Raw genomic sequence first — 12,056 nt, 5'->3', positions numbered from 1 at the left:
ATCCCGCCCGACACCGGCGAACGCAGCGCCCTCTACCGCTCCGTACTCGCCGGGCGGCGCGTCCTGGTCGTCCTCGACAACGCCGCCACCCTCGACCACGTCGAACCGCTGCTGCCCGGCGCGGCCGGCTGCGCCGTGCTGATCACCAGCCGGCAGCGGCTCACCGGCCTCTCCGGGGCGCACCACCTGCGCCTGGACACCCTGCCGCCCGCCGAGGCCCTGGAACTGCTCACCCGGATCGTCGGCGCCGATCGCACGGCCGCCGAACCGGAGGCCGCCGAAGAAGTCGTCCGGGCCTGCGGACTGCTGCCGCTGGCCGTCCGCATCGCCGCCTCCCGGCTCGCCGCCGACCCCGCGCTCACCCTCGCCGCCCTCGCCGAAGGGCTGCGCCGCGAACACCGGCTGGCCGAACTCAGCGACGGCGAACGGACCGTGGAGGCCACCTTCGCCCTCTCCTACCACCGCCTCGACCCGGAACTCGCCCGCGCCTTCCGCCTGCTCTCCCTGCCAGACGCCCCCGACCTCCCGCTGCCCTGCGCCGCCGCCCTGCTCGGCCGCACCGAGGACGAGGCCGACCGGCTCCTCGAAACCCTCGTCGACCTCAACCTGCTGCACTCCCCCCGCTTCGACCGCTACGGCTACCACGACCTCGTCCGCGACTACGCTCGCGGACGGCTCGCCGCCGAGGAAAGCCCCGCCGAACACACCGCCGCCGCCGACCGGCTCACCGACTTCTGCCTCGCCACCGCCCGCAACGCCGACCGAGCCGCCCGCCAGGCCGAGGACACCGAACTCAGCCTGCTCGGCGCCCCCGTGGCCGCCCCCGGCCTGCCCATCGCCGACGGCGCCGAGGCGGTGCGCTGGATGCGCGAGCAGGCCGAGGTGCACGCCGCCGCCATCGCCCTCAGCTGCGCCGACCCGGCCCTGCCACTCGACCGCGCCGCCGAACTCGCCGACCGGATGGGAGCGGTGCTCGCCGAACGCACCCAGACCGGCGTCATCGTCGATCTCGCCGGGCGGCTCGCCCGGGAAGCCGAAACCCGCGGCGAACCCGGGCCACTCGCCCTCGCCCTCTACCTGCGCGGCAGCATGCTCTGGCACATCAACCGCTACACCGAGTCGGAGGAGGACCTCCGCCGGGCCGTCGACCTCTGCACCGCAGGGGGCCCCGAACGGGTGCTCGCCAAGGCCCTGCTGAACATCGGGGGCAACGCCCGCGTGCACGGCCGCTACGCCGAGGCCGCCGAACACGCCGGCCGCGCCGCCGACCTGTTCCACCGCCTCGGCGCCCAGCGCGCCGAGGGCAGCGCGCTCGGCGAGTTCGCGTTCAGCGCCGCCCACACCGGGCGCCTCACCGAGGCCCGGGACGCCGCCGAGCGCAGCGCCCGGCTCATGACCGGCTCGGGACCGGTCTCCGCCGCCACTGGCCGCTACTACCTCGCCCGCGTCCTGCGGCTGTGCGGCGACCCTGAAGCGGCACTCGCCCACGCCGTCGGAGCCCGCGAGGAGTTCGCCGCCCTCCAGGTCACCGTCTTCACGGCCGCCGCCGGGGACCTCGCCGCCCGCATCCACGCCGAGGCCGGCCGCTGGCTGCTCGCCGTCGACGCCGCCGAAGCCGTCCTCCCCCTCGCCCGCCGCACCAGCGCCGCCCTGGAGGCCGGCCTGCTGCGCACCCTCGGCACCGCCCTCACCGGCCTCGGCCGCCCGCGCCAGGCCCGGGCCTGCCTGGCGGACTCCCTGGAGCTGTACGAACGGCTGGGGCTGGAGGAGGAATCGGCGCAGGTCAGGGGACTGATGGAGGAGTAGACACGACATCAACGCGCACGTCGACTACGCGCGTTGACGGACCGTCTACCGCACTCCTGGAACGTCTCTCCCGTCAGGCCCCGGGCCACCGCGAACGCGGCCCGGGGCGACGCACCGACGAGAGGCGCAACCCATGCCCACGCTCGTACGGAACGGCCAGACCTGGACGCTCCGGTCGGCGAACGGAACGGTCGCCGACCTCCGCCCCGGCCACGTCGACCGGGGCACTCCGGTCCAGTCCCGGGAACGCAACGGCACCGCCACCCAGGGCTGGGTGTTCTGGGCCATGGACGGCAACTGGGTACTGGAGACCCAGCTGACCCGGGGCCGGTACGCCCCCGGTCAGGCCATGGTCATGCACTACGACCGCACCACCCGCCGGGCTTCGCTGGCCGACCTGGACGGCCAGCCCGACCAGCGCTGGTGCCTGGAGGTCATCGGTGACGACTGGCTCCGCATCCGGACGCTCCGCGCCGACGAGGGAAGCCTCTTCCTCACGGCGTCCGCCCCCGGCTCTCCCCTCGTCCTGGCCGAGCGGGACAGCACTGACCCGGCGCAGCGCTGGCAACTCATCCCGACCGGCGGTGCCGACGGCCACCGGTGGCGATCCGCACGGCGACCGCAGCCCGCCGGCGGTGACGTCCGCACCGAGGTGCTGATCGCCGTCAACACCGAGCGCGCCCGTGCCGGCTCTCAGCCGCTCCACCTGGACGACCGGTTGAGCGCGGCCGCCCAGCGCCACGCCGAGGACATGACCGCGCACGACCTCGTCCAGGACAACGGCACCGACGGCAGCACACCGTGGCGCCGGGTCCGCGCCGCCGGCTTCGCCTTCCGCTCCTCCGCCGAGAACGTCGCGGCAGCGGACAACGCCCCCGAGGCCATGCGGATGTGGATGAACAGCCCGCACCACCGGAACACCATCCTCGACCCGCGCTTCAGCCACGTCGGTGTCGGCTGCGCACCCCGCCAGCACGGCATCCGGGGCCGCTACGTCCAGACCTTCGGCCAGGTCTGACCCCCGTCCGCCTGCTACCGGCCGGCCCGGAACCGCACGGCCGGAGGATCAGCCAGGTAGCCGTTCAGGAGGTCGAAGGTGCGCAGTTCCTCCGGAAGCCGCTCGTACCAGGAGAGTCCGGACGCGTTGCACGAGTTGCACACGATCCCGCGCACGCATCGCCCGCAGGACTCCGACGCCTTGGGACAACACCCGTGATCGTGATCGACATGCCAGACGCCCTTCCCTCCGGGCTCCGCGCACCCGCAGATCGCGCACCGCCCGCCCTGGAACTCCAGCAGCCCCGTGTACTCCTCCCACGAGAGCCGGTAGCGCGTCCTGAGGTGAAGCTGCTTGCGGTAGTCCCGAGCGCACTCGGTGCATTGGCAGAGCAGATCGTCGGGCGCATGGCCGCCGCCCGCCACGACCTCGCAGGCCGCACTCACTGGGCCGACCCGGTTCACCCGGAGGGGCTTCAACTCCCCGTCGCGATGCCGCTGGAGCTGGTGGGGCTTGCAGAGGGGACCTGTCTCCGCGATCAACTCGCACCCTGGATAGCCGCACGCGGCGCGTGCCGTCCTGCGCTGCACCGGAACCAGGACCACTCCCCGCTTCAGCTGCGCGTAGTGGGCCGCGCACAGGCTCCGCCGGGTGCCCGGGCGATCGCACGCGGGACCGACGCGCAACTTCTGGACCAACGATCGCCCTCCGATTTCCGTCGTGCCCGTCCCGCCTCCCCTGAACACGGCCGACGGTACGCCGTGGGACCGATAACCCGGGCCCCACGTGACTCCACACCAGAGAAGGAGAACCCCGATGAGCACCATCACCGGTACCCGCAGGATCCTCGCCTCGCTCGGCGCCGCCGCGGCCCTCGCGACCACCGTCCTGGTCGCCGCCCCGGCCGCGCAGGCCGCCACGGCCGGAGCCTGCGACCTGTCGCCGACCCTGAGCACCACGCTGAGCGTGTACAACGGCTCCACCGGCGCGCTCGACCTGCCGTCCGACAACGAGGCCAACGGACAGCGGGTCGGCGTCTACACCGCCAATCAGAGCCCCGCGCAGACCTGGTCGTTCTGGGGCTACTGCGACGGCACCTACGCGATCTCGCACGGGGGCGCCGGCAAGGTGCTCGACCTCGACTCCCGCTCCGGCGCCGTGCAGCTGTGGGACACCCCCGGCGGGTGGGACGGCCTCAACCGGCCGGCCGGGGACTGGATGCCGGCCAACCAGAAGTGGCTCATGACCGACGAGGACCGCGGCTGGTACCTGATCCGCAACGCCGCCACCGGGCAGTGCCTCAAGGGCAACGGCATCGCCCAGTACACCTCGGTGACCTCCTGCAACGGCAACGACCCCGCGCAGCGCTGGTACAGGTAGCCGCTCCTCCGGGCCCGGTCCGCGCGGCGGCGCCGCCGCGCGGACCGGGCCTCGACGTCCGTGTACGGCCGTTCGGTGACGATCGGTCACGGCTCGACGCCCTCCGCTACGGACCCGCTCGGGACTCGTCACGAGCGGGTCAAACGGTCGTCAAGACCGTGGTGCGCCACCGTCCCACCGGGATCCGCTCCGCTCAGTCCGCCGCCGGGGCCCCGTGGAGCCGCAGGAAGGCGTCGACGCCCCGCTCCGCGATCCGCTCGACCTCCGCCTCGGCCACCGGGACGGCGCCCCAGAAGGAGCGCTCGGCGATGCCCTGGAAGGTCAGCAGGGTGAACTGCTCGGCGGCCAGCTCCGGGTCCGCCGCCGCCAGCAGCCCCCGGCCGGCCAGCGCCTCGAAGTGCGCCGCGAGGTCGCGCCGGGAGGCCACCGGGCCCGCCTCCAGCCAGGCCTCCAGCACGTCCGCCGGAATGTTGGCCACCTCGGCGCGGATGGCCCGGCCGAGCGCGCCGTGGTCCCCCGCGGAGAGGACGGCACGTGCCCGCTCGACGGCGAAGTCGGCCAGGCCCCGGCGCAGGTCCACCACCCGGTCCAGGTGCTTCGCCATCAACTCCCGGATCTCTTCGGTCTGTTCCGCCGAGTTCCGCAGGGCCACCGTCAGGAAGAGGGTCTCCTTGTCGGCGAAGTGGTTGTAGACCGTCCGTTTGGACACGCCGGCCTCGGCCGCGATCGCGTCCATGCTGGCCCGGACGTACCCCTCGCGCCCGAAGACCGTCGTCGCGGCCCGGGTGATCGCCTTCCGTTTCTCCGGCCGTCCCGCTCCGCCCGTGGTCGCCACGGTCCACTCCTCATCCGTCGGCGTTCCCGGCCGACCTTCTCAAAACTGCCCGGTGTAGTGTATCCGCGCGGCTCTCGGCCCGGACTTGTCACCGAACAGCCGTGCTCTATGCTGCGTACCGATCTCTACACCTCTGTAGAGCGAATCCGAAAACGTGCCTGTCCCCGGACAGCAGCGGGAAACCGCGAACGGGAACCGGCCGGCCGACACCAGCGTCCCGTACTGGCAGCGCCGCAACCGCCTCCCACGGCGAGACGGCGCGAGGCGCCGACCGTGGCGCACGGAGCACGGGAACACCGGGGGTGAGTGCGTGGCGGGGCAGCGAGGACGGTCGTCCGACCAGGGTTCACGGCGGCGGGCGGCGGGCAGGCCCGACGGTCCCGCCCGCCCCTTCTCCGGCGGTCCGGCCCTGCCCCCGCTGGTGGCCGTCGGGCTGCCGCTGGTGGGCGCGGGGATCGACGAACTCTCCGGCTCCGGCATGGGCCTGGCGTTCGCGGTGTGCGCGGTGCTCGGGACGGGCCTGGCGGCCGCGCTCAGCACCCGCGTCGGCTGGTGGTGGATAGTGGCGGCCTCGCCGCTGGTCGTGCTGGGCGTGACGGCCGTCGCCGAACTGGCGGCCAACGGCGACCAGTACCACGGCAATCGCCTGGCCACCGGCTCGGCGAAGTGGGTGGTGCACGGCTTTCCCGTGATGGCACAGGCCGCGGCCGCGGCCCTACTGGTGATCGTGGTCCGGGTGGTCCGGGACCGAAGGAGGCGCCATGGCTGACGACGACGAGCAGCGGGACGGCGGCCGGGCCGCCGGGCGCAGGGCCGCGCAGACGAAGGCCCCGGCCCGCAGATCCTCCCCGGTGCTGATCGCGGGCCGGGTGGTGGCCTGCACGGTCGGGTTCACGGTGTTCGCGGCCAGCGGGGTGGTCTGGTACGAGTACACGGCGCTGACCGACGGGATGACCACGTCCGGCGTCATCGCGGAGACCAAGAAGGACGCCCCCAAGCACCTCGACAACTCGGTCAACCTGCTGCTGATAGGCCTGGACAGCCGCAAGAACATGGACGGTTCGGACCTCGATCCGCAGTTCGTCCAGGACGAGCTGCACGCCGGGCACAGCTCGGACGTCGGCGGCTACAACACCAACTCCCTGATCCTGCTGCACATACCGGCGAACGGCGGCAAGGCGCAGGCGGTCTCCATACCCCGCGACGACTACGTCATGACGTACAACGGGGACGGCACCCAGCAGGGCATGCACAAGATCAAGGAGGCCTACGGGATCGCCAAGGAGAAGGTGAACCCGGGCCTGGTGGCCAAGGGCCTCAAGGGCGCGGACCTGGAGAAGGCCGGCCGCGACGCGGGCCGCGCCGCCACCATCCGCACCGTGCAGAAGTTCCTCGACCAGCCGGTGGACCACATCGCCGAGGTCAACCTGATGGGCTTCTACGACATCGCCAAGGCCGTCCAGCCGATCCAGGTCTGCCTCACCCACGACACCAAGGACCCGGCGATGGAGGGCCAGGGCTCCGGCGCCGACTTCAAGAAGGGCATCAACACCCTCAACGCCTCCCAGGCGCTGGCCTTCGTGCGCCAGCGGCACAACCTGGACGACGGCAAGGGCAACACCGGCGACTTCGCCCGCACCCACCGCCAGCAGGCCTTCATCTCCTCCGTCGTGCACAAGCTCAAGCAGGACGGGATCGTCAGCGACATCGGCAAGCTCCAGGCCCTGTTCGGCGTCGTCCAGAAGGACCTCGTCATCGACAACGAGTGGAACGTCCTCGACTTCGCCCAGCAGGCCCCGGCGCTGACCGGCGGCAACGTCGAGTTCAACACCCTCACCTTCGACGGCTTCGGCACCAAGAACGGCCAGGACGTCAACCTGGTCACCCCCTCGAAGATCCAGAAGGTCGTCAAGCAGCTGTTCGGCTACGCCGACGCCTCCGCGCCCTCGGCCCCGGCCGACGGCGAGAGCGACTCCCCGGCCACCCCCGCCGCGACCGAGCCCGCACCGACCCAGGCGCCGGCCAAGGCCGCCTCCCCGGCCACCGTGGACGTGTTCAACGCCTCCACCGCCGCCGGGGTCTCCTCCGGCGCCGAGGCCAAGGCCCTGGTCGCGATGGGCTTCAAGGAGGGCCGCACCGGCTCCGCCGCCGGCAAGCCCAAGACCACCACCGTCACCTACGGCAAGGGCGCCAAGGACGCCGCCGACCAGATCGCCGCCCGCTACGGCGTCACCGCGACCGAGTCCTCCTCGGCCGCCGCCGACCACGTGGTGGTCACCCTCGGCAGCACCTTCACGGGCGTCGCCTCCGACAAGCCCGCGGCTCCCAGCGCCCCGGCCACCGGGGACCCGGCCGCCAACCTGCCCATGCAGGGCCCGGGCGTCGACGCCCAGTCCGACGGCGGCATCCCCTGCGTCTTCTGACGCGCTCCGCACCACAGCAGGCCTGAGGGAGGCCCCCCACCGCGGGGGCCTCCCTCAGGCCTTTCCCGAGCCCTGTCGAGATTCTCCGTACTATGTATAGTGTACTGCGTACGGGATAACCGTGCTCCGTACAACCGTGCTCACTGACGAGAGGGCTCCGCCATGCAGATCAGCACCACCGCCGTCTCCCTGACCGTCGAGGACGTCACCGCCTCCGCCGCCTTCCTCCAGCGGCACTTCGGCTACACCGAGCAGATGTCCGCCGACGGCTTCGTCTCCCTCGGCCACCCCGGCGGCGGGGTCAACGTCGTCTACCTGCGCCGCGGCCTGGAGGTGCTGCCCGAGGACCAGCGGCACCGGACCGCGGACGGGGTGATCCTGGCGTTCGTCGTCGAGGACATCGAGGCGCAGGAGAAGCGGCTGCGCGGCGAAGGGGTCGCGATCACCCTGCCGCTGCGCCTGGAGCCGTGGGGCGAGAAGCTGTTCCAGGTCACCGACCCGAACGGGGTCGTGATCGAGCTGGTCGAATGGGTCGAACGGTAGCCACGACGAGAAGGCGCCCCCGTCCGGTGCCGGACGGGGGCGCCAACGCGCGAGCCGGGAAGGTCAGTCCACCGTCCAGGTGTCGTTGCCCGCCAGCAGGGTGGCCAGGTCGCCCGGGCCCCGGTGGGCGGCGGCGGTGGCCAGCTGGCTCTCCATCAACTGGTCGTAGACCGGCCGCTCGACGTCCCGCAGCACGCCGATCGGCGTGTGGTGCAGGGTGTCCGCGTCGGCGATCCGGGAGAGCGCGAAGGCGGTGGCGGGGCTGGCCGCGTGGGCGTCGTGCACCAGCAGCCCCGCCTCGTTGTCGGCCGTCACCGGGGCGGTGAACAGCTCGCCGTCCGGGCCGCGGAACACGCCGTTGCCGTCCTCGGCCCCGAAGCGGATCGGCTGCCCGTGCTCCAGCCGGATCAGCGCCTCGTCCCGGGTGCCGGGCTCCTTCAGCACCTCGAAGGCGCCGTCGTTGAAGATGTTGCAGTTCTGGTAGATCTCCACCAGCGCCGTGCCCTCGTGCCGGGCCGCCGCGCGCAGCACCGACTGGAGGTGCTGGCGGTCCGAGTCGATGGTGCGCGCCACGAAGGAGGCCTCGGCGCCGATCGCCAGCGACAGCGGGTTGAACGGCGCGTCCAGCGAGCCCATCGGCGTGGACTTGGTGATCTTGCCGAGTTCGCTGGTCGGCGAGTACTGGCCCTTGGTGAGGCCGTAGATCCGGTTGTTGAACAGCAGGATCTTCAGATTGACGTTCCGCCGCAGGGCGTGGATCAGGTGGTTGCCGCCGATCGACAGCGCGTCGCCGTCACCCGTCACCACCCACACGCTCAGGTCCCGCCGGGAGGAGGCCAGCCCGGTCGCGATCGCCGGCGCCCGGCCGTGGATCGAGTGCACCCCGTAGGTGTTCATGTAGTACGGGAACCGCGAGGAGCAGCCGATGCCCGAGACGAACACCGTGTTCTCGCGCTTGATGCCGAGCTCCGGCATGAAGGACTGCACCGCCGCCAGGACCGCGTAGTCCCCGCAGCCGGGGCACCAGCGCACCTCCTGGTCCGTCTTGAAGTCCCGGGTGCTCAGCGGCGCCTCCGCCTTGGGCACCAGTCGCAGGGACGGGAAGCCGTTCTCGCTCATGCGCCCACCTCGCTACGCTCGGCGGGGGCATTCGCCCACGCGCACCTCTTGACGGCTCGCTCGCTCCGCTCGCTCATCGGTGGTCCTCCTCGTCCAGGGTGCCGATCGCCGCCGACAGCACGTCCGCCAACTGCGCCGCCTTGAACGGCAGTCCGCGCACCTGGTTGTACGACTCCGCGTCCACCAGGTACTTCGCCCGCAGCAGCAGCGCGAGCTGGCCCAGGTTCATCTCGGGCACGACGACCTTCTCGTAACTGCGCAGCACCGAGCCCAGGTTGGCCGGGAACGGGTTGAGGTTGCGCAGGTGCGCCTGGGCGATCTCGCCGCCGTCCGCGCGCACCCGGCGCACCGCCGCGGTGATCGGGCCGTACGTCGAGCCCCAGCCCAGGACCAGCACCCGGGCGTCGCCGGTCGGGTCGTCGACCTCCACCGGCTTCACGGTGATGCCGTCGACCTTCGCCTGCCGGGTACGGACCATGAAGTCGTGGTTGGCCGGGTCGTAGGAGATGTTCCCGGTGCCGTCCTGCTTCTCGATGCCGCCGATCCGGTGCTCCAGGCCGGGCGTGCCGGGCAGCGCCCAGGGCCGGGCGAGGGTGTGCGGGTCCCGCAGGTACGGCCAGAAGGCGCCGTCCTCGCGGTTCGGGCCGGTCGCGAACTTCGGGTCGATCTCGGGCAGTTCGTCGACCTCCGGGATCCGCCACGGCTCCGAGCCGTTCGCCAGGTACCCGTCGGAGAGCAGGAACACCGGGGTGCGGTAGGCCACCGCGATCCGGGCCGCCTCCAGCGCCGCGTCGAAGCACTCGGCGGGCGTGGCCGGGGCGACGATCGGCACCGGCGCCTCGCCGTTGCGGCCGAACATCGCCTGCAGCAGGTCCGCCTGCTCGGTCTTGGTCGGCAGGCCGGTGGACGGGCCGCCGCGCTGGATGTCCACGACCAGCAGCGGCAGTTCGAGCGAGACCGCCAGCCCGATCGTCTCGGACTTGAGCGCCACACCGGGTCCGGAGGTGGTCGTCACGCCCAGCGCCCCGCCGAACGAGGCGCCGAGCGCCGCGCCGATGCCGGCGATCTCGTCCTCGGCCTGGAAGGTGCGCACCCCGAAGTTCTTGTGCTTCGACAGCTCGTGCAGGATGTCCGAGGCCGGGGTGATCGGGTACGAGCCCAGGTAGAGCGGAAGGCCGGAGCGCTGCGCGGCGGCGATCAGCCCGTAGGACAGCGCGAGGTTGCCGGAGATGTTGCGGTAGCGCCCGGCCGGCAGCCTGGCCGGCGGCACCTCGTAGGACACCGCGAAGGTCTCGGTGGTCTCGCCGAAGTTCCAGCCCGCCCGGAAGGCGCTGATGTTGGCCTCGGCGATCTGCGGCTTCTTGGCGAACTTGCCGCGCAGGAAGGACTCGGTGCCGTGGGTGGGCCGGTGGTACATCCAGGACAGCAGCCCCAGGGCGAACATGTTCTTCGCCCGCTCGGCGTCCTTGCGCGCCAGGCCGCTGTCCTTGAGCGCCTCCAGGGTCAGCGTGGTGAGCGGCACCTTGTGCAGGTGGAAGCCCTCCAGCGAGCCGTCGCTCAGCGGGTCGGCCGGGTAGCCGACCTTCGCCAGCGCGCGCTTGGTGAACTCGTCGGTGTTGACGATGATCTGCGCGCCGCGCGGCAGGTCCGGCAGGTTCGCCTTCAGGGCCGCCGGGTTCATCGCGACCAGCACGTTCGGGGCGTCGCCCGGGGTGAGGATGTCGTGGTCGGCGAAGTGCAGTTGGAAGGACGAGACGCCGGGCAGCGTGCCGGCGGGGGCCCGGATCTCGGCCGGGAAGTTCGGCAGCGTGGAGAGGTCGTTGCCGAACGTGGCCGTCTCCGAGGTGAAGCGGTCACCGGTGAGCTGCATGCCGTCACCGGAGTCACCGGCGAAGCGGATGATCACCCGGTCGAGTCTGCGGATGGGCTTGGCGCGACTCGGCGGCGGGCCGCCCGGGGCGTGGGAATCGGCGGTTCCGGCCGTGGCGGGGCGTCCTTCGGCGCTCCCGGAACGACCCTGGTCGCCGTCCGATCCGTCCACTGCCTCTGACTGATCGACCTGACTGGTCACTGCCGCGGACCTCCTCGTGGCCGCACCACCGCGGGCGCGGCCCCGTGCCCCGTCCGCCTGGTGCGGCGCTCGCATCCTATGCGCGCTCACTCGACCCCGGACGGAACTCCGGCTGGAAACTCACCGGCCCGCTCCGGTACCGCACACAGTCACAACGCCCGGCCGCCGGAGATCATTCCGCACCCGGACGGCCGGTGCGCCGCAAGGGGGTGAGCGTCAGGATCCGAGGTAGGTGAGCACGGCGAGCACCCGGCGGTGGTCCTCGGGGCTCTGGGCCAGTCCGAGCTTGAGGAAGATGTTGCTGACGTGCTTCTCCACCGCGCCATCGGAGACCACCAGCTGTTTGGCCACCGCCGCGTTGGTGCGGCCCTCCGCCATCAGGCCGAGCACCTCGCGCTCGCGCGGCGTGAGATTGGCCAGAACGTCGCCCTTGCGGCTGCGGCTGAGCAGCTGCTGCACCACCTCCGGGTCCAGCGCGGTGCCGCCCTCGGCGACCCGGACCACCGCGTCGGCGAACTCGCGGACCTCGGCGACGCGGTCCTTGAGCAGATAGCCGACGCCCCGGGTGGAGCCGGCCAGCAACTCCGAGGCGTAACGTTCCTCCACGAACTGCGACAGCACCAGCACGCCCAGTCGCGGGTAGTGGCCGCGCAGCTCCACGCAGGCGCGCAGGCCCTCGTCGGTGTGGGTCGGGGGCATCCGCACGTCGGAGACCACCACGTCCGGCAGCGCGTCGGCGGCCGCCAGCTCGTGGATGGTCCTCACCAGGGCGTCGCCGTCCCCGACACCCGCCACGACCTCCAGGCCGCGGTCGGTGAGCAGCCGGGTCAGACCCTCCCGCAGCAGTACGGAGTCCTCGGCTATGACGACGCGGCGCATGGT

Annotated in this window: 11 protein-coding genes; 6 read left to right on the top strand and 5 right to left on the bottom strand. The window is 72.3% G+C overall.

What is annotated here, in order from left to right; genetic code table 11:
* Together J0670_RS15275 and J0670_RS15270 are read left to right on the top strand one after the other, a co-directional pair.
* Nucleotides 1–1,806, top strand: a 1,806-nt coding sequence (locus J0670_RS15275) for an NB-ARC domain-containing protein (protein ID WP_243437046.1), incomplete at its 5' end; no start/stop codon positions are given.
* 133 nt (nucleotides 1,807–1,939) lie between these two features.
* Nucleotides 1,940–2,824, top strand: coding sequence for a CAP domain-containing protein (locus J0670_RS15270; RefSeq protein WP_207812112.1), 885 nt, complete (start codon nucleotides 1,940–1,942; stop codon nucleotides 2,822–2,824).
* Nucleotides 2,825–2,838: 14 nt separating this feature from the next.
* Here J0670_RS15270 and J0670_RS39905 read toward each other — a convergent pair whose 3' ends face one another.
* Nucleotides 2,839–3,630, bottom strand: a complete 792-nt coding sequence (locus J0670_RS39905; protein WP_279383014.1) for an endonuclease domain-containing protein — start codon at nucleotides 3,628–3,630, stop codon at nucleotides 2,839–2,841.
* Here J0670_RS39905 and J0670_RS15260 point away from each other — a divergent pair.
* A complete protein-coding gene (locus tag J0670_RS15260; RefSeq protein WP_207812110.1) occupies nucleotides 3,620–4,183 on the top strand; it encodes an RICIN domain-containing protein in 564 nt (187 codons plus the stop codon). The two genes, J0670_RS39905 and J0670_RS15260, sit on opposite strands and share 11 nt — an antisense overlap.
* A 193-nt stretch (nucleotides 4,184–4,376) precedes the next feature.
* Here J0670_RS15260 and J0670_RS15255 read toward each other — a convergent pair whose 3' ends face one another.
* A complete protein-coding gene (locus J0670_RS15255) occupies nucleotides 4,377–5,018 on the bottom strand; it encodes a TetR/AcrR family transcriptional regulator (RefSeq protein ID WP_307806532.1) in 642 nt (213 codons plus the stop codon).
* A gap of 310 nt (nucleotides 5,019–5,328) precedes the next feature.
* Here J0670_RS15255 and J0670_RS15250 point away from each other — a divergent pair, with 310 nt between their 5' ends.
* From J0670_RS15250 to J0670_RS15240, 3 genes are all read left to right on the top strand, one after another.
* Nucleotides 5,329–5,787, top strand: coding sequence for a DUF6542 domain-containing protein (locus J0670_RS15250; protein WP_207812109.1), 459 nt, complete (start codon nucleotides 5,329–5,331; stop codon nucleotides 5,785–5,787).
* Entirely contained in the window at nucleotides 5,780–7,441 is a 1,662-nt protein-coding gene (locus J0670_RS15245) for an LCP family protein (protein ID WP_207812108.1), read from the top strand. Before J0670_RS15250 ends, J0670_RS15245 begins: the two co-directional genes overlap by 8 nt.
* Before the next feature lie 162 nt (nucleotides 7,442–7,603).
* On the top strand, nucleotides 7,604–7,984 hold the full coding sequence (locus J0670_RS15240) for a VOC family protein (protein WP_207812107.1): 381 nt from the start codon (nucleotides 7,604–7,606) through the stop codon (nucleotides 7,982–7,984).
* 63 nt (nucleotides 7,985–8,047) lie between these two features.
* Here J0670_RS15240 and J0670_RS15235 read toward each other — a convergent pair whose 3' ends face one another.
* From J0670_RS15235 to J0670_RS15225, 3 genes are all read right to left on the bottom strand, one after another.
* Nucleotides 8,048–9,103, bottom strand: coding sequence for a 2-oxoacid:ferredoxin oxidoreductase subunit beta (locus J0670_RS15235; RefSeq protein WP_207812106.1), 1,056 nt, complete (start codon nucleotides 9,101–9,103; stop codon nucleotides 8,048–8,050).
* A gap of 73 nt (nucleotides 9,104–9,176) precedes the next feature.
* Nucleotides 9,177–11,174: a 2-oxoacid:acceptor oxidoreductase subunit alpha gene (locus J0670_RS15230; RefSeq protein WP_207812105.1), complete on the bottom strand. Its 1,998-nt coding sequence runs from the start codon at nucleotides 11,172–11,174 to the stop codon at nucleotides 9,177–9,179.
* Between the two features lie 216 nt (nucleotides 11,175–11,390).
* A complete protein-coding gene (locus J0670_RS15225) occupies nucleotides 11,391–12,053 on the bottom strand; it encodes a response regulator transcription factor (protein WP_207812113.1) in 663 nt (220 codons plus the stop codon).
* Nucleotides 12,054–12,056: the final 3 nt, after the last annotated feature.

The sequence above is a fragment of the Streptomyces sp. FH025 genome, assembly GCF_017427025.1.
Lineage (GTDB): Bacteria > Actinomycetota > Actinomycetes > Streptomycetales > Streptomycetaceae > Kitasatospora.
Note: the sequence above shows the minus strand (reverse complement) of the source record. Positions and strands in the feature narration are given on the sequence as shown.